We start from the raw sequence: 18260 nt of genomic DNA, 5'->3' as shown, positions 1-18260 counted from the left end.
AGCCCGCGGCGGCGGCGCGGCGGCGCCGGCTGGCCGGACGGCAGGTGCAGGCACAGCGGCCGCCGGTAACCCGCCGCCAGCAGGGCTTTCACCCCCTGATGCTGGCCCTGCTCGTCGTCAGGAATATAGCTGGCTACCGCATCATTCAGGCTCTCGCAGTTGGCCAGCACGCAGGGCAGGGTCAGCAGCCGCGGCGGCACCGGCACCCGGCGCAGCCCCATGGTGGTGTAAATAATGCCGGCGGGGCGGTGCGACAGCAGCAGATCGACCATGGTCTCCGGGCTGTCGTCGGAAAACATATTAATCACAAAGCTGTTCCAGCCGTGGGCGCGGGCGGTCTCTTCAATCGACAGGGTCATCTCCACCGAGAACGGCGTGGTCACCGTATCCAGCGCCAGCACGCCGATGGTGTTGGCGGTGCTGCGCGCGCCGCGGATCTTCTTCGCCGACAGGTCCGGCACGTAGTTCAGTTCGTTAATTGCGGCCTGAACGCGGGCCAGCGTCTCGGGTTTCAGCCGCTGCGGGCTGTTCAGCGCCCGGGAAACGGTCATCAGCGACACGTTGGCCAGTTGGGCAACTTCTTTTAGCGATGACATAACGCGTTGTCCTGTCTGGGTAAATGTCCGACCTGTCGGTCAGTTGGTTCAAGATTACCCCACGTGAGCGGGGATGCCAAAGCTCGCGGGCCTGTTTTGTGCGCGGCAGCGTACCATCGCCCCGAGGGATCCTCTTAGCCGTGCTGGTGCCTGACAAAAGTTGATCGGGCTCTCATTTGTATAATGTTAACGTTAACTCTTGTGATTAACATCAACTATCGCGCTGAAAGCAGATGTGGGAACTGTTTTGTTAACGTTACCATTGCGCCCACTATCCCTGTGAGTGTGCCACGATGAAAAAACATCATTCCCGCAGCTACCCGCTGTTAAGTGCATTACTGTTCTTCTTTTTTGTCAGCTGGTCTTCGTCCAGCTCGCTGCTGTCGATCTGGCTGCACCAGGAGGTGGGGCTGCGCGCCAGCGAAACCGGCATTATTTACTCCGTGCTGTCGGTAACCGCGCTCTGCGCTCAGGTGTGTTACGGCTTTATCCAGGACAAGCTGGGCCTGCGCAAGCATATCCTGTGGTGGATGACCGCGCTGCTGATCCTCTCCGGCCCGGCATTTTTGCTGTTCGGCACCCTGCTGAAAATTAACATCCTGCTCGGCAGCGTGTTCGGCGGCCTGTTTATCGGCCTGACCTTTAACGGCGGCATTGGCGTGCTGGAATCCTACACCGAACGCGTCTCGCGTCAGAGCACCTTCGAGTTTGGTAAAGCGCGCATGTGGGGCTCGCTGGGCTGGGCGGCCGCCACCTTCTTTGCCGGGCTGCTGTTTAACCTCAACCCGCACCTTAACTTCCTCGTAGCCTCGTGCGCCGGGCTGGTGTTCTTCATCCTGCTGGCGCAGCTGCGGGTGAATACGCCGGCCAGCCTGGAGAAGGTGGAGCTGGGCGCACGACCGGTCACGCTGCAGGACGCGCTACAGCTGCTGACCCTGCCGCGTTTCTGGGCGCTGGTGCTGTTCGTGATCGGCACCTGCATCTACGGCGTCTACGACCAGCAGTTCCCGGTCTATTTTGCCTCGCAGTTTGCCACCCTGCGCGAAGGCAACGCCATGTACGGCTACCTCAACTCATTCCAGGTCTTTCTGGAAGCGGCGGGCATGTTCTGCGCCCCGTGGCTGGTCAACCGCATCGGCGCCAAAAACGGCCTGATCTTTGCCGGCATGGTGATGGCGCTGCGCATGATCGCCTCCGGGCTGGTGGAAGGGCCGGTGCTGATCTCGGTAACCAAACTGCTGCACGCGCTGGAGCTGCCGGTGCTGCTGGTGGCGATTTTCAAATACAACAGCCTTAACTTCGACAAACGCCTCTCTTCCACGCTGTATCTGGTGGGCTTTGCCTGCACCAGCTCGGTGATCGCCTCGGTGCTGTCGCCGCTGGCAGGCTACAGCTACGAGCGCTTCGGCTTCGCCCCCTCCTATCTGGTGATGGGGCTGCTGGTGTTCTGCACCACCTTTATCTCCATTTTCCTTTTACGCGGCAACAAGCCGTCCTCAGAGGCGCTGCCGGCGCAGCCCTCTGTCGTTTGAAAGCCAAAAGAGTAGAAAACTATGACGTTATTACTGGAACAGGCCGAACGGGCCCTCGGCGAGAAAAGTCAGGATCTGAACCCACGCTGGTACCCGCACTACCACCTGGCGGCCCGCGCGGGCTGGATGAATGACCCGAACGGGCTGGTGTGGTTCGACGGCTGGTATCACGCCTTTTATCAGCACCACCCGTACTCGGTACAGTGGGGGCCGATGCACTGGGGCCACGCGCGCAGCCGCGATCTGCTGCACTGGGAACACCTGCCGGTGGCGCTGGCGCCAGAGGGGCCGGAGGATAAGGACGGCTGCTTCTCCGGGTCGGCGGTGGTCAACGGCGATGAGCTGGCGCTGATCTATACCGGGCATAAGTTCCACGGCGATGCGTCCAGCGAGGATAACCTCTACCAGGTGCAGTGCCTGGCGACCAGCCGCGACGGCGTGCACTTCAGCCGCCAGGGGCAGGTGCTGGACACGCCAGCAGGGATGCACCACTTCCGTGACCCGAAGGTGTGGCGGCAGGACGGGGCGTGGTGGATGGTGGTTGGCGCACGCGATGGCGACATTGGTCAGGTACGGCTCTACCGCTCTGCGGATCTGCGGGAGTGGCAGGACGCAGGCGTGCTGGCGGTGGCCGGAGAGGGGCAGGGCTTTATGTGGGAGTGCCCGGACTTCTTTACCCTGAACGATAAGCAGATGCTGATGTTCTCGCCGCAGGGGATGGCGGCCGACGGTTATGCCAGGCGCAATCTCTACCAGAGCGGCTGCCTGGTGGGCCACTGGCTACCGGGCGAGCCGTTTGCGCAGCAGGGGGCGTTTCAGGAGCTGGATCGCGGCCATGACTTCTACGCGCCGCAGAGTTTCCTCACGCCGGACGGCCGCCGCATCGTCATCGGCTGGCTGGCAATGTGGGAATCGCCGATGCCGGAGCAGCAGGACGGCTGGGCGGGAATGCTGTCGCTGCCGCGCGAGCTGAGCCTGACGGCGGATAACCGGGTGCAGATGCGCCCGGCAGGCGAGGTGGAAGCCATGCGCCAGCAGTGGCAGGGCTGGGGGGTGAACACGCTGAACAACCAGCAGCAGCCGGTGATGGACCACTGTGAAAGCGCCGAAGTGCTGTTGCAGTGGGATCGTACAGCCAGCAGCGCCGAACAGTACGGTATCGCGCTGGGCGAGGGGATGCGCCTGTACGTTGACGCCCAGGCGCAGCGGCTGGTGCTGGAGCGCCACTATCCTCAGCATGGTCTGTGCGGCCAGCGCAGCGTGCCGCTGGGTGACGCGGGTGAACTTGTGCTGCGGGTGTTCTTTGACCGCTCGTCGGTGGAGGTGTTCGTCAACGACGGTGAGGCCTGCCTCAGCAGCCGCATCTATCCCGAACAGCGTCAGCTTAAAGTCTTTGCCTGGTCCGGCAGCGCCACCTTAACTGACTCTGGCAGCTGGTCTTTAAAATAAAAACAACCTTGCCCGCGGCCTGACGGCAGGCGGGCATTTCTCTCCTCTGTGGCTAAAATAATAAAAGGTTTATTCCATGAAGAAACGCATCGGAATCATGCTGTGCGCCGGTCTGTTACCTGCCTCTTTATATGCACAATCCACGTTGACCACCGAACAGCGTTTTGCGCTGCTTGAGCAGCGGCTGCTGGCCGCCGAACGGCGGGCGGATAACGCGGAGTCGGAAATCAGGGCGTTGAAAAAAATGCCGCCAGAACAGGGCGCTGTCGCCTTAGCGGGCCAGGCCTCTCCTCAGGCTGTGCCAACCCACGCCGGGCCACAGGGTAAACCTTCCCCCGCGTTTTCCGCAGAAAATACCCCTGCGCTAGCGGCGAACGTTGCCCCGCTAAGCGCAGCAGAAAATACCCCCGCAGCAGTGACAAATACCGCCACGGCGGCCGGGGGAAATAACACCGGCGCGGTCGGTGAAATTAAAAAACCGCTAACGCTAACCCTCAATGGAAATACCGATCTCAAGCTGTACGGTGACGTGGAGTTTAACGTTGACGCCGCCAGCCGCTCCGGCAGCCTGACCGCCATGAAGGGCAGCGACGGCAAAAGCGTTGCGCTGGGCAGCCAGGAGCGCTGGGACGTCAACGGACGGCTGCTGATCGGGCTGGACGGCTACCGCCGCGGTACGGATGACCGTTTCTCCGGCTTCAGCGTGCAGCCGCTGGCCAACGTCTCCGGCGGCATGGGGCTGGATGATGCGGTGTTCTTCTTCGGCCAGGAGAATAACTGGAAAGCCAAAGTCGGCCGCTATGAAGCCTTCGATATGTTCCCGCTCAACCAGGACACCTTCGTTGAGTACTCCGGTAATACCGCCAACGACCTGTATGACGACGGTTACGGCTACATTTATATGATGAAAGAAGGGCGCGGGCGCAGCAGCTCCGGCGGCGCGCTGCAGCTGAGTAAAACCAGCGGCCCGCTCTATTTCGAACTGAACGCGCTGGCGAAAGACGGCACCACCCTGTTCAACGATGACCAGTACCACGGCTACGGGCTGGAGAATAAAAAGAACGTGGTTTATCTGCGTCCGGTGGCGGCGCTGACGGTTGACGCCTTTACCGCCGCGCTGGCGATGGAGAGCAACGTGGTCAGCAATGCTTACGGCTACTATGACGCCAGCGGACGCTTCCACGATCAGTCGAAGCGTACCGGTTACGGTGCCACCTTCTCGTGGAACGGCCAGCGTAACGATCCGCAGAACGGCACGGTGGTTAACCTGAGCACCGCATACCTGGACGCCGAACAGGAGCAGGACTTCAGCGCCGGCATCAACGCCCTGTGGCGCGATATTGAACTGGGCTATATCTACGCCCATAACGATATTAAAGCCTTTAACTACGGCGACAGCGATAACGCCAGCGGGGAAGCGGCGATCATGGGCAAATACAGCCTGCACACCCTCCACAGCTCATACCGCTTCCGCAACGTAATGGATATGGAGAACTTTAACGTTTACCTTGGCGCTTACTGGTCGCGGATTAATATCGACAATAAACCGGCTGAGCAGAACGACAAGGATCGTTACGGCATGCGCGTGCGCTTTAAGTATTTCTTCTAGGGTTTAGCCCTGGCGGGTCAGTTCTGCGACTCGCCAGGGACAAACTGTCGCTCTCTACGTACAGGGCCGGGTAACGGAGCCAGGATTCATGCGGGTATCCGACCCTGATGTTCCTTATCGGCGGGCATTCGCGCCAGAAAATGGGTAAAGCATAAGCGGAATGGCTTAAACATCCTTAATTCCGCGGTTCTTCCTTGTCGGCGAAAGAGTGCTCACCTACCCTGTGCGCTTCTTTTAACCCTGTCTCTGGTGCCCTGCTAATGCAACGCTCGCTTTATCTTACCTTTGCCGCACTTACCCTGACCCTGCTGACCGGTTGTCAGCACACAGCGAAAATACCTCAGCCACCGGTGGCGACCCAGCTGGATCAGCTGTCTGCACTGCTGGCCGGTACGCAGTTTCTGCGTGAACACTGTGCACGCACCGATATCCCCGGTCAGGATAAACTGCAGCGCACAGCGCTGGAGACCGCAGAGCAGCGCGGCTGGAACACGCGGGTAGCCGATTATCAGCAACTGCCGGCGCAGACCGAGACGCGCTTCCAGGCACTGCTGCAGGACAACACGCCGGAAAATGAGAAATGTGCCACGCTGAACCGCAGCACCGCGCGCTTTATTGCTCAGGCGTCAGCCCGGTAATCATTTACACCACCATCAGCAGACAGAGGCTGAAGCAGGAAAGTCCGCTATTTTTCAGGCGCGCTAACCACGATGGACGGGTGCTATGCGCCGGTCGGGCGTAGGCTTCCTGTGAAGCAGCCGAAGCGGCCGAAGCAGTCGGAACGGTCGAAGCAGTCGAAACGGTCGAAACGGTCGAAACGGTCGAAGCAGTCGAAGCGCGAAGGGGGAGCAGCGCTGGCGAAGGTTCTTCTGCGTCGGGCAATGCCGCGGCGGGCACCGGTTCAGCCTTATCTTCTGCGGCGGTTGTCTGCAGGCCCAGCAGCAGTGGCTCATTAATCCTCACTCCGTAATAGGGTACGGTCAGCACCAGCTGAGCGGGCAGCCGGTGCTGTTTGAACAGGGTGCGCAGCTGGAACACCAGCTGGTGGTAGTTATTGTCGCCAATACGCTGGTGGTATTCGTACCAGACGATATTGATGATCTTGCGTTTACAGGTAATGTTTTTAAACAGGCAGACCAGCAGCCGCTTTTGCGGCTCGCTCAGCGCCAGCGTCTGTCCGGTGGCGTGAAGCGTTAGCTGGTTGATACGGCAATCAAGGGTGGCTGCATCCTGAAATTTCAGCAGACCGGATTCAACGATCTCTTTACATTGTTCATGGGTTAACACAGCCAGAGCCCTCAGTGGTGGATATAAATGACCAGAATTTCGACAAGTTTAGCGAATGCATCCTGCGGCATGAATGGGAGCTTTCCCGGGCGTTTGTAGGAAATTTCCGTAGTCTGAGGGAAGGGGGGCGGAAGGCAGGGCGTAATGCGTCAGCAGAGTGAATCCCTGGCTGAAGGCACGGCGCAAAGTGAGTGCATACGCCAGTGGATGCGACTGCACTCACCTGCGGTTATACTCCCGGCACTCCGTTCCCGCGACATGGAAGAGAACAATGCGAAATAACCGATCCCGTATCGGGCTGCTGGCCGGCCTTATCGTCGCCAGCCTGCCGGCGGCCGCCTCGTCAGATATTGAAAGCTGCCCGTGGGGTGAGCCGGGCTGCCTGCTGCAGGGCACCCCCTATCTGAGCAGCGGCAATGACTCCCGTGATAACCTGCTGCGCCTGCTCAGTGAAGGTAAGCCGATCGCCTTACCGGTGCAGCAGCCACCGGCCGATCTGACCCGTTCCCGCGACTACTATTTTGACTGGCACCCGCAGTGGGACCTGCCGCCGGCCGTGACGGCAGGCGACGGTAAGTCCGGCGATCCGCTGGCGGCGGTGCCCGCGCTGGCACCACAGATTGCACAGCTGCAACTTGACCCGGAACCCTTTACTGCGGTAGCCGGGCAGCAGGATGAGCGGGCCGACCGGCAGGTCTCTAATAATCTCTACAGCGTCTCGGCGTTTTATGCCGCGCTGCTGGCGGAACCGACGCTGACCACCGAACAGCGGCATCAGCTGGCGCTGGCGCGGCTGGGTATCGCGCAGGGCGTGGAGGCGGAAACCGGTGCTGAACTGGCCAGCCTGGCGCAGAGTTTTCCGGCGAACTCTGCCGCGCGGCAGTTTGCTGACTACCTTGCGGCGGCGGTGCAGTTCTACCTCGGTGACTACACGGCGGCGGCGGCGGATTTCGCGACGCTGGCCGCCGGGGAGCAGCCGTGGCTGGCGGAAACCGCCGGTTATATGCAAATCCGTACCGCGCTGAACCAGAGCAGCGCCAACAGCAGCGGCGAGTACGGGGATTTCGACCCCGACAAAATCGATCAGGCTGCGGTCTCCGACGCCTTAGCCCGCGCACAGGGCTATCTGCAAAAATGGCCCGCCGGGCAGTACGCGACGGCGGTCAACAACCTGCTGCGCCGCATTTACTGGTATCAGCATGAGCCGCAGCCGCTGGCACAGCGCTATGAAGCGGTGCTGACTGCTGCACAGCAAGGCCCGGCGCTGACGCAGCTGATCCTCGAATATGACAACAAACTCGGCAGCCAGTATCTGGAAAAGCCGCGGGTTACCGCCATTCCCGACGCGCCGCTGGTCACCTTTATTGAATCCCTGCGTGCCATTCGCCCGGGCAGTGACGGCAAACCGGTGCTGACGCAGCAGGCGCTGGAAAGCCAGAAGCCGCTGTTTGAGCAGGCAGGAAAAGGGGCCTGGTGGCACTGGCTGCAGCACGAACTGTGGTTTGCACAGGAAGATTACGCCGCCGTGACCGCTGCAATCACTCCGGCTAAAACGCTGCCCGCCAGCGATATCCTCGCCTTCAGCGAGCAGGTGCTGTACGGCAAGGCGCTGATGCAGCAGCAGCAGTGGCCCGCCGCCCGTCAGCACTGGCTGACGCTGCTGTCGCTGAGCAAAGAGGTTGAGCAGCAGCAGTATCTGCAGGCGCAGCTGGCGGCGACTCTGGTGTTCAGCAACCAGGCGGATGCGGTGTTTGCCGCCGACAGCCGGGTGACCAACCTGCGCTTCCGCTCACAGGTGCTGAAAACCCGCGCTTCCCTGGCGACGCTGCGCCAGCAGGCGGAGCACGGGCCGAATGCCGAAGAGCGCACGATTGCCCTGCACACGCTGCTGACCCGTGACCTGACCGAAGGGCACTACGCTGACTGGCTGCAGGATAAAAAGGCCGTGGCGGGCATCACGCCGCCGGTTAGCGGCGAAGACTTTGCCGATGTGAATCTCAGCGTCTTTGACTGGCCGGGCACAGGGGCTGAGAGCGGCTACTACTGTCAGCCGCTGGCGCAGATTGCCACTGCCCTCAGCCAGAAACCAACGGACGGCCACGCGCTCAACTGCCTGGGCGAGTTCTTCCGCACCACCGGCGCGAAGGTGGATCTGTGGAGCGACCAGCCCGGCAATGATGCGCTGAACAGCGCCACCCAGCGCAAAGACCCGCCGGGGCAGCCGGACCGCCAGCGCTACTATCAGCAGATCGTCGCCGATCCGAAGGCGGAGGCCGAGGACAAAAGCTACGCCCTGTATCGCGCGGTGATGTGCTATGCCCCCTCCGGCTATAACGACTGCGGCGGTGCCGAGGTGGATAAGCGCGTGCGCAAAGGCTGGTTTAACCAGCTGAAAGCGGAATACGGGCGATCGCCGTGGGCGGAAAAATTAAAATATTACTGGTAAGCGGGCTGTGGCTGGCCTTCTGTGCGGCTTCGGTGTTAACGACAGCAGCCGGGGCACCGATACCGCGACCGACCACGGCAACGGTATCGGTAAACGGGGCAGAGCGGGTTAACGCTGCCGGTCATCCGGCGTTCTGGCTGTGGTCAGGGGTGAAAACGACACCCGCGCTGCGCAACGCGCGGACGGTTTACCTGCACCAGGGGGAAGTGGTCAGCGGGGCGGGGGGCGTGCGCTTTCAGCCGCTCGGGCTGCCGGTCAGCCGCCTGACCTTTCCGCAGATCTGGCTGACGGTGCGTTTTGACACCCTCGACGTGCCGCCGGCAATGATGGCGCGGCTGGTGCGCCTGCTGCAGCGCTGGCAGGCGGCGGGTAATCAGGTGGCTGGGTTACAGGTGGATTTTGATGCCGCCACGCATCGTCTTGATGATTACGCCGCCTTTCTGCAACGGCTGCGCGCGCAGCTGCCGGCGCAGTTTGCTCTCGGCGTCACCGGGCTGCTCGACTGGGCGCAGACGGGGCGCGTTGCCACGCTCAACCGCCTGCCGGTGGACGAGCTGGTGGTGCAGAGTTACCAGGGCCGTAGCACGGTCAGCAACTATGCTGCCTATCTGCCAGCGCTGGCGCAGCTGCGTATCCCCTTCCGGCTGGGACTGGTGCAGCACGGAAAATGGCGGGAGCAGGACGAGCAGCGGCTAAGGGCGTCGCCGTGGTATCGCGGTACGGTGGTGTTTATGCTTAATACACCCCCTGAACATCTATCCGGAAAGGAAAATCCGCCGGAATTTCAGTGAGCTTGTTACAGGTTTGAGCGAGACACGGACGTTAATCTCAACACGAATATAATCAGACTAATCAGCCTGTCGCAAGCTCGCCAAAAAGGGCGGTTCGAATGACAGCAACGTTCACACTCCAGGTGCTTTAAGGACGAGCCGGTGGTAGCAACCCCTGACTCAGGTAAAACGAGAGCAGGGGTTAGTTTTGAGCGAAAAGTCGACAACAAATGGCTCGGGAATGGATTAAGATATCCCGCGGTGCTTTTTCAGGTCAGCGCGACCCGCACCTTTAATCCGATAACCAGCGTGGCAGCTAACATGATGCAACCCGCAGTGATGAAAACACCTGTTACGCCACTGAAACCAAACAGTAAGCCACCCAACGCGGCGCCAGCAGCAATTGAGGACTGAACTGCTGCGACGACCATGCCGCCAGCGGTTTCAGCCTGGTCGGGAACGGAACGCGCTACCCAGTTTGACCAGGCAACGGGTACGCCACCAAATGCCATCCCCCACAACGCGACGAACAACATCAATCCTGTTTCCCCCAGTGGCAGCAAAATCATGCTCAGTGCCGCTAAACCGACCAGCGCTGGCATCAGTATCAGGGTAAGACGGAGGCTTCTCTCCATCAGCCACCCGGCCAGCAGCGTACCGATAAAATTAGCGACGCCGAATCCAAGCAGTATTAAAGACAAGCGATCCACATCAGGTTGGGCAATATTTTCAATAGCCGGACGAATGTAGGTAAACAGCGCATACTGACCGGTATGGGCAATCACACATCCCGTCATGCCCATTGCAATGCCGGGGCGGCGGAGTAAATCCATAACCGATGCCGTTATCATCATTTTACGCGGAGCCATACCAGGCAGGGTAAACAGCTGAAAGAGCAGCGTAAGCACGCCTACTGCGGTTGCAGCGACAAAAGCGCTACGCCAGCCATAGAGCCCACCTAAATAGCTCCCCAGCGGGATCGAAACTACGGTACCGACGGCAATACCGCTGAAAATAATGGAGAGAGCACGCGGGACACGTTTCGCAGGCACCAGCCGCATAGCGACGGCTGCCGCCATGCTCCAGAATCCTCCCAGCGCTATGCCCAGCAAAATGCGCATGACTAACAGAACGGTCAGACTGGATGAAAGTGCGACAAGCAGGTTGGAGGCAATCATCAGCACGGTAAAACCAAGCAAAACAGTTCGGCGATCGTAATTATGCGTCAGGCGGGGAACGGTCAGACCAGCTAATAAGGCCACCACAGCCGTTACCGTCACGGCCTGACCAGCCAGCGCTTCGGTCACACCGAGATCGGCAGCCATGGGGGTCAACAGGCTGGCAGGAAGATATTCTGCGGTCAGCAAGCCAAACACGCCCATCGTCAGTGAAATGACGGCCATCCATGCGGATTCTTTGGGTTCAATACTCTGCAAACCAGCGGATAGATCTTCAGTTGCTTCAATTCTCATAACACACTCTTCCTGGGGAAAAATAACAGCTCCTATTCTGGAGTTGAACAACTGGACGATCTATGATGCCACATCCTGATTTTTTACCCGAAAACCCGAATATGCATGAGAATAAACATTTTGCCCTGTCATCTGAGCTGATCGGTGAACTGCTTCTGGAAATGCGCCTGCGTGGTGTTCAGTATCGCCGTTTACAGACGGGCCCTGAGTTTGGCGTCGGCTTTAGCAACAAACCGGGACACGCCTATTTTCATTACATCGCGGTGGGTACTGCTCTGCTTCGCACACACGACGGTACGTTGCACGAGCTAAACGCCGGAAGCATGGTATTCATTCCACAGGGTGAGGATCATCAGCTTCTGTCGGATGTCAGCCGTTCATTTCAGCCTATCGACACGTTAGGCTCTGCTCCTTTAGGCGAGGCCGTCAGCGGAATCAATACTTGTCCGAGTTCGCATCCGACACCCAGCACGGTGCTGTTTTATGGCTGTATGGCGTTCGATCTCGGTGGCATGCAGGGTCTTGGTAAACTGATGCCGCAGGCCATCGTGGTTGAGGCAAATGAACAGCGCTATCCGGGTCTGATTCCTATTCTGGGCGCGATGAAATTTGAAATCTGTTCCGGACGCGTGGGCTTCGCGGGCATTCTTGCACGCCTTGCAGAAGTGGCGGCTGCAATGATCGTGCGTGGATGGATCGAAAATGGCAGTGAGAACGCCGCTGGCCTTATCGCTGCGTTACGTGATCCACGACTTGCCCGGGCTATTCTGGCCATTCATCGCGACACGGGCCGGGAATGGTCTGTTGCTGAGCTTGCCGCCCAGTCGCATGTGTCACGTTCAGTTTTTGCTGAACGCTTTAAGTCAGTCATTGGCACATCTCCCCTGCGCTATGCAAGAGAGGTACGAATGCGCCTCGCAGGCCATTGGATTATTCACGATAAGATCTCCATTGATACCGTCGCTCTGCGCCTCGGCTATGCCTCACAGGCAGCGTTTAGCAGGGCTTTTAAGCGTATCAATGGATATCCGCCCGGCGCTATGCGGCAACGATCGGCCAGACGCAGTGATACAGCCACTGAGTGAACGTTATCTTTAACGTGTGCAGGGTTCGCCCCAGGGGGCGATCTCAACGTTTTACTGCTCCAGCAGTTCGCGCCGCGCCGCTGTCGCCAGAAAGTGGCTGCGGTCACGGTAGACACCGGGCTGGTCGCTGACCCGGCGGTCAATGCGCCCCAGCAGAGTGTCGGGCAGGCTGATATTAATGCGCTGCGGTTTACCGCTAAAGGCCGACAGATCCACCTCAATCACAAACCAGCGGTCGTAGTCAGCATACTCTTTGTCCTGCGCGTAGCGCACTACGCCGCCATCCTCGATCTGTTCGACGGAATAATTCCCGCTCAGCAGCATCTCTTCCACGATCAGCAGGATCGCCTCACGCGCCATCGCGGCGATCTCCTCGTGGGTGTCCGCCGCGGAGACGCAGCCGTAGTCATACGCGGAAAGCGCCGGGACGATAATCCCCCAGGCGCTGTCGCTATTTTCAGGTGTTTCCACACCGATGGAAAACAACATTCTGACCTCCTTGCGCGGGGCTATATTCCCGCCAGTTTCTTAATCGATCTGACCGTGCCGATCGGTAAATCCTTCTTCGGATGCGGCACCGGAAAGGTTTTCCCGCTGAGCGGGGACCACCAGATCTGATGACTGCCGCCGGTATTACGTTTGATCTCGCAGCCCGCCAACGCCAGTTCCCTGATTAAATCGCTCGACTTCATCACTCCTCCTGAGGACAAACTGATAATACACACGAGTACACACAATCGCCATGCATCTTGTGCTGTTATCAGGCTGATGCTTGCAGCTGCCTGCAGAATTGATCTGGCGCAGTTTTTTTGACGTACTGCCGAACGGGATCACGCTTTTATGCGGCCGCTTCAGAAGTCGGTGTGTTATTGCAGGTAGTGAAGGGTAAGCGTGTGAGCGATGCAACTGCAGAAATGACCGGGTGCCGGGCAGAGAGGCAGCACCCTTTGTGCCCGGCGCCAGGACGTCCGGCACGACCCTCCCGACTATTGTCGCCGCGCGCTTCCTGTCGCCAGGCTGGCGCTGCTCACTGCCAGTACCGCCAGCAGCGCCAGCGCCACCGCCGGGGCCAGCAGCCCCCACCATGCCCGCTCCATATAGGGCATTCCCTCCGCCAGAATACGTCCCCACTCGGGGGCAGGCGGCGCTGCGCCCAAACCGAGAAAACCCAGCGACGCCAGCGCCAGCGCTATGCCCGGCACCCGCAGCATGGTGTGGCGCAGCAGCGGGCCGGCCAGTGCCGGTAACACATAGCACAGGGTCGCCCTCCGCCTGCCAACGCCAATCACCGGCAGCATACGCATATAAGGCCGGGCATTGATCTCTTCGATCAGTGCCGCAGCGTGGGCGGCCAGCGGTGCCCAGCTGACCGCGGCTACCGCAATCATCGCGCCTTCTGCACCCGGCCCGAGGGTGGCGACCACCAGCATGCCGGCAATCACCGGCGGCAGGGCATTGGCTACCTCAATCGGGCCGCTGAACAGGCGCGGAAAACTGCCGGCCAGCAGTCCGAACAGCAGGCAGATAAAGGAGACGGCAACCGCCAGCAGGCAGGTTGAGAGCGTACCGTGCGCCACCCGTGCCAGCAGGTCGCGCCCCATCGCATCCGCGCCAAACGGCAGGGAGAGCGCGGGCGGTTGCAGGCGCAAAAACTGTGAGCTCAGCGGGTCGCGCGGCAGCCCGGCCAGCAGCAGAAGCGCCAGCAGGGCCAGGCACAGCAGCGGCAGCCAGGCGGCCGAGGATGACCGGCGCACCTGCTCCTCTCGCGGCGCGGGCATGCCGTGGCCGCTCAGCGCGCGGCCGACCAGCAGTCGCCGTAAGACACCCGCAGTCAGGCTGGCGGCGGCGGCAAGGCTGAGCAGCAGCAGAATGCCAAACTGCAGGGTGGGCAGGTCCTGCGCCATCGCCGCGCCCAGCGTTGCCCGCCCCAGGCCGGGAATGGCAAACACCTTTTCCACCGCGATAGCCCCACCGGTCAGCGACACCACCACCAGCGCCGCCAGCGGCAGGATGCCCGGCAGCGCCCGTTTCATTACCGCCAGCGCGATGGCCGCCCGGCTGACGCCTGCCACCCGCCATGCCAGTACCCAGGCCTCGCTGAAGGCGGAGGTCAGTGCATCAGAGAAGATCCGCCCGAGATAGCCCCCGGCGGGCAAGCCCAGCGCCAGCGCGGGAAGCACCGCATAGCGCAGGCCGTTCCAGCCGTAGGGCGGAAACAGGCCCAGCCACACCGCGCCGACGATCAGCAGCAACGAGGCCAGCAGAAACTCCGGCAGCGCGGTAAACAGCACCGCCAGTACGCCGCTGCTGCGGACGATGCGGCCCTGCAAACCGGCGCGCAGCACCGGTGCGCTGAGCAGTAATGCCACCGTCAGCGCACACAGCAGCGCCAGCGCCATCAGCGTCAGCGACACGCCGGTCGCCTGCAGCATGCCGCCGAGGATCGGGCGGCCGGAAATCCACGACACGCCCGGATCGCCGTGCAGCAGCCCGGTCAGCCAGCGCTGCATCAGCGCCAGCGGCCCCTGCTCCAGCCCCAGCGACTGACGGATGGCGTGCAGCGTTTCGGCGGTGGCTTCCTGGTCGCCGGAGCGGGCGCGCAGCAGCGCCAGCGCCGGGTCAGAGCCGGAGAGCCACGGCAGAACGGCGGTCAGCAGCAGCACGCCACACAGAGTGACCGCGCGTGACAGCAGCGGCAGCAGGGCAGCGGCGCGCGGCAGCCGCCGCCGGCTGATGCCGTGACACAGGCGGCAGTAAAGGGATTCGCTCATCATGCTTCTGCTTCAGTCGGTTACTGCGCCGGTGCAGCAGGGCTGACGCGGGTCTGTGTGCCGATCAGCGTGCGTTCACGCGGATCGCGGATCGCACCACTCACCGCCGCGCTTTCCCCCTGGATCACCCGCTCATGCAGCAGCGGGATCGCCGCGTCGCTGCGCAGGATCAGGTTTTCGGCCTGCATAATCGCCTGACGGCGTTCGGCACCCGCCGGGATCGCCGCGGCCCGCTGCAGCGCCTGGTCAATCGCCGGCTGGCAGAGCTGGGCGATGTTAAAGGAACCTGCGCAGGCAAAATCGCTGTACATGTAGGCCACCGGGTCGCCGGAGTCGAGCACCGTGGCGCGCGACAGGATAAAGGCGTCAAACTTACCGGCCAGCGCGTCGGACTCAATCTGCGAATACTCGCGCACCACCTGATTTACGGTGAAGCCGGCGGCGGTCAGCTGCTGCGCCAGATATACCGCCACTTCCGGCAGCTCGGCGCGGTCGCTAAAGGTCGCCAGCGTAATCGTCTGCCCCTGCGGCTTTACGGCAGATTGCGGGTTTGCCACCGGCTGACGCAGGCCGGCCGCCCACGGCAGCGCCGGGCCCAGCAGGCCGGCGGCTATATCCGCGCGTTTTTCATAGACGTTATCCACCAGCTGCTGGCGGTTAACCGCCTCGCGGATCGCGGCGCGGATCGCCGGGTCCTGGGTTACGCCGTGGCGGCTGTTGAGATACAGGGTATTGGTGCGCGGCATCGGCACCTCATGCACCCATTCTGCCTTCAGCAGCGGGGCCTGCGACACCGGGATTGCCTCAACGATATCGGCGGATCCTGTGCGCAGCGCAGCGGCACGGGCGCTGCCGTCCGGCACAAAGCTGACGTCGATGCCGCTGGCCTGCGCTTTCTCACCCCAGTAGCCGTCGAAACGGTCGAGCACCGCGCTGCTGGTGCCGTTCAGCGACCTGAGCACAAAGGCTCCGGTGCCGGCGTTGATCGGGTTAACCACGCCGTTAGCGCCATAGGCATTCGGCGACAGAATCGCCAGCTGCGGGCTGGTCAGGCGCTGCGGCAGCAGCGGATCGGGCTGCGCGCTGGAGACGATCACCGCGCTGTCGCCGTCGGCACGCACGTTCAGCGTTACCCCGTCGAGGATGCGTGGCTTTGGCGCGGCGGCAGCGGCCACGCGCAGCGCGTTGACTACCGCCTCTGCGGTCAGCGGCGTGCTGTCGTGGAAGCTGACGCCCGGCCGCAGGCTGAAGCGCCATGAGGTCGCGTCCAGCGGCTGCCAGCCGGTGGCCAGCGCAGGCTGCAGATCGCCAGCCTTGTCCAGCACCAGCAGCGTTTCGGCAGTGCTCCAGCGCGACAGCTTAAAGGCGTCGTCGCTGAGCGGCGTCAGACCGGAACGCGGCGGCTGCAGCATCGCCAGCTTAATGCGCGTGCTCTGTGCCTGTGGCGTGGCCGTGTCGTCGGCGTTAAAGCAGCCGCTCAGCAGCAGGCTGGCGGCCAGCAGGCCAAGCGCGGGCAGCAGCGCGTGTTTGAAGGTTTGCAGCGGTAGCATGGTGTTATCCCTGAGATAATAAAAAAGCGTGGTAAGAAAGTTGTCCGGCGTCAGCCGATCGCCGGCACCGCCGCCAGCAGCGCCCGGGCGCGCCGGGCGTGCGGCGCATGCAGCACGTCGCCGGTGGCGAGGTCTTCGTGGATCTGCCCCAATTCCATCACCAGCAGCCGCTGGCAGAGGCCGAACACCATCGAGATATCATGGGTGACCATCAGCAGGCCCATCTGCCGCTGCTCGCAGACCTGCAGCAGCAGCGCCTTAATATTTTCGCGCAGCGCCAGATCCAGCCCGCTGACCGGTTCATCGGCCAGCAGGTAGTCCGGTTCCACCATCAGCGCGCGTGCCAGCGCCACCCGCTGCGCCTGGCCGCCGGAGAGCTCCGCCGCCGTTTTGTCCAGCAGGCGCGGGCTCAGCTCAACCTGCTGCAGCGCGGCGCTGAGCTGTGCCGGTGTTGCCACCGTGGCAGTGAGGCGGCGTACCGGTTCGGCCAGCAGCCGGGCCACCGTCTGCCCCGGTGCCAGAGAGGCCAGCGGATCCTGCGGCACGTACTGCACCCGGCGGCGATACTCACGTAGCGACGACCCACGGGCGATATTGAGCGGCTGGCCGTCGCAGCGGATCTGCCCGCGTTGCGGCGCGGTCAGCCCGAGCAGCAGGCGGAGCAGGGTGCTTTTGCCGCAGCCGGATGCGCCGACCAGGCCGGTGCGCTCGCCGGCGTGCAGCTGCAGCGACAGCTCGCTAAACAGCGGCGGTGCGTGGCGGCGTTCGAAGCCGAACAGCCCGCCGTGCGGCGGCGAGTAGCTCACTGCATCCAGCTGCAGCAGGGGGCAGGGTATGCTGTGCAGATGGGCGTTCATCCGGCCATTGCTCCCCGATCTGCCTGCGGCAATGCCTGGCTCATACGCCGTGCGGCGCTGACCAGCTGGCGGGTAAACGGCTGCTGCGGCGCGTTAAGCAGCTGCGCCATGCTGCCGCGTTCGACGATCTGCCCGCCATCCATCACCATGCCGCGCTGGCAGAGTTGCGCGGCCAGCGCGATATCGTGGGTGATAAACAGCAGCGTCAGCGGTTGTCGCCGCTGCAGCAGGCCGATAACCCGTTGCTGGGTCATCACGTCCAGCGCGGTGGTCGGCTCATCGGCCACCAGCAGCGGCGCGCGGCTCAGCAGCGCCAGCGCCAGGCAGATGCGCTGGCGCTGGCCGCCGGAGAGTTCGGCCGGGTAACGATCGAGCAGGCCGGGAATATCATCGAGTTCGCTCTGCTGCAGGCTCTGCATCAGCGCCGACCGGCATCGGGTGTGCAGAATCAGCGACAGCTGCCTGCCGATGTTCATTAGCGGGTTGAGCGAGGTCAGCGAGTCCTGAAATACCGCCGCCACCCGGGTCTGCGCGCAGCGCTGCATGGCATGCAGCGGCAGTACCGCTTTTCCGGCAACCTCGATGCTGCCCGCGGCCTGAATTCCGCCGGGTAAGGTGCCGGTAATCGCCCTGGCGGTAAGGGATTTACCCGAACCGGAGCGGCCAATCAGACACACCCGCTCCCCCTGATGCAGCTGAAAACTGACGCCCTCGACCAGCCTCTGCCGATCGAGGGTCAGGCTAAGGTTATCGACGCGCAGTAAAGGGGGAATGGCAGAAGGTATCGGGGTCACGGCAGCACAACGCAATGGCATTAAAAGATATGTAATAACATA

16 protein-coding genes are annotated in these 18260 nt (G+C 62.0%); 7 read left to right on the top strand and 9 right to left on the bottom strand.

All coding sequences use genetic code 11. The features are described 5' to 3' along the window. Positions 1-596, bottom strand: a 596-nt coding sequence (locus tag NV64_RS18965; protein WP_146005519.1) for a LacI family DNA-binding transcriptional regulator, incomplete at its 3' end; no start/stop codon positions are given. Between the two features lie 293 nt (positions 597-889). On the opposite strand from NV64_RS18965, the gene NV64_RS18960 reads away from it, so the two are divergent. The 4 genes from NV64_RS18960 (at position 890) to gspS (ending at position 5824) form a co-directional block, all read left to right on the top strand. After that, positions 890-2128, top strand: coding sequence for an MFS transporter (locus NV64_RS18960; RefSeq protein ID WP_056240277.1), 1239 nt, complete (start codon positions 890-892; stop codon positions 2126-2128). A gap of 21 nt (positions 2129-2149) precedes the next feature. Then, a complete protein-coding gene (locus tag NV64_RS18955) occupies positions 2150-3577 on the top strand; it encodes a glycoside hydrolase family 32 protein (protein ID WP_101506550.1) in 1428 nt (475 codons plus the stop codon). A 76-nt stretch (positions 3578-3653) separates the two neighbouring features. Beyond that, positions 3654-5186, top strand: a complete 1533-nt coding sequence (locus NV64_RS18950; RefSeq protein ID WP_056240270.1) for a carbohydrate porin — start codon at positions 3654-3656, stop codon at positions 5184-5186. 260 nt (positions 5187-5446) lie between these two features. Continuing rightward, a complete protein-coding gene (gspS, locus tag NV64_RS18945) occupies positions 5447-5824 on the top strand; it encodes a type II secretion system pilot lipoprotein GspS (protein WP_101506549.1) in 378 nt (125 codons plus the stop codon). Positions 5825-5828: 4 nt separating this feature from the next. Here gspS and NV64_RS23490 read toward each other — a convergent pair whose 3' ends face one another. Continuing rightward, positions 5829-6473, bottom strand: a complete 645-nt coding sequence (locus tag NV64_RS23490) for a hypothetical protein (RefSeq protein WP_158239909.1) — start codon at positions 6471-6473, stop codon at positions 5829-5831. Positions 6474-6744: 271 nt separating this feature from the next. Here NV64_RS23490 and NV64_RS18930 point away from each other — a divergent pair, with 271 nt between their 5' ends. Then, positions 6745-8919, top strand: a complete 2175-nt coding sequence (locus tag NV64_RS18930; protein WP_101506546.1) for a hypothetical protein — start codon at positions 6745-6747, stop codon at positions 8917-8919. After that, the gene (locus NV64_RS18925; protein WP_369878913.1) at positions 8889-9710 is read left to right on the top strand and encodes a DUF3142 domain-containing protein; all 822 of its coding nucleotides are present in this window, start codon (positions 8889-8891) and stop codon (positions 9708-9710) included. The genes NV64_RS18930 and NV64_RS18925 overlap by 31 nt, the downstream gene beginning before the upstream one ends. A 248-nt stretch (positions 9711-9958) precedes the next feature. Here the strand turns inward: NV64_RS18925 and NV64_RS18920 are convergent, their stop codons facing one another. Further along, complete coding sequence (locus NV64_RS18920) at positions 9959-11161, bottom strand: MFS transporter (RefSeq protein ID WP_101506545.1); 1203 nt, start codon at positions 11159-11161, stop codon at positions 9959-9961. A gap of 62 nt (positions 11162-11223) precedes the next feature. On the opposite strand from NV64_RS18920, the gene NV64_RS18915 reads away from it, so the two are divergent. Next, complete coding sequence (locus NV64_RS18915; protein WP_056240257.1) at positions 11224-12246, top strand: AraC family transcriptional regulator; 1023 nt, start codon at positions 11224-11226, stop codon at positions 12244-12246. A 51-nt stretch (positions 12247-12297) separates the two neighbouring features. Here NV64_RS18915 and NV64_RS18910 read toward each other — a convergent pair whose 3' ends face one another. From NV64_RS18910 to NV64_RS18885, 6 genes are all read right to left on the bottom strand, one after another. Next, positions 12298-12735: a type II toxin-antitoxin system HicB family antitoxin gene (locus tag NV64_RS18910; protein ID WP_101506544.1), complete on the bottom strand. Its 438-nt coding sequence runs from the start codon at positions 12733-12735 to the stop codon at positions 12298-12300. A gap of 20 nt (positions 12736-12755) precedes the next feature. Continuing rightward, complete coding sequence (locus tag NV64_RS18905; protein ID WP_056240251.1) at positions 12756-12938, bottom strand: type II toxin-antitoxin system HicA family toxin; 183 nt, start codon at positions 12936-12938, stop codon at positions 12756-12758. A 294-nt stretch (positions 12939-13232) separates the two neighbouring features. Next, positions 13233-15017 (bottom strand): ABC transporter permease subunit, encoded by a 1785-nt coding sequence (locus NV64_RS18900; protein ID WP_056240248.1) that lies wholly within the window; start codon positions 15015-15017, stop codon positions 13233-13235. A 20-nt stretch (positions 15018-15037) separates the two neighbouring features. After that, positions 15038-16567 (bottom strand): ABC transporter substrate-binding protein, encoded by a 1530-nt coding sequence (locus NV64_RS18895; protein ID WP_101506543.1) that lies wholly within the window; start codon positions 16565-16567, stop codon positions 15038-15040. A gap of 50 nt (positions 16568-16617) precedes the next feature. Next, positions 16618-17424: an ATP-binding cassette domain-containing protein gene (locus NV64_RS18890; protein ID WP_056240243.1), complete on the bottom strand. Its 807-nt coding sequence runs from the start codon at positions 17422-17424 to the stop codon at positions 16618-16620. Further along, entirely contained in the window at positions 17421-18218 is a 798-nt protein-coding gene (locus NV64_RS18885; protein WP_233209042.1) for an ABC transporter ATP-binding protein, read from the bottom strand. The genes NV64_RS18890 and NV64_RS18885 overlap by 4 nt, the downstream gene beginning before the upstream one ends. Positions 18219-18260: the final 42 nt, after the last annotated feature.

The organism is Erwinia sp. B116 (assembly GCF_002865965.1).
GTDB lineage: Bacteria > Pseudomonadota > Gammaproteobacteria > Enterobacterales > Enterobacteriaceae > Erwinia.
This window is presented reverse-complemented; position numbering and strand designations above follow the sequence as displayed.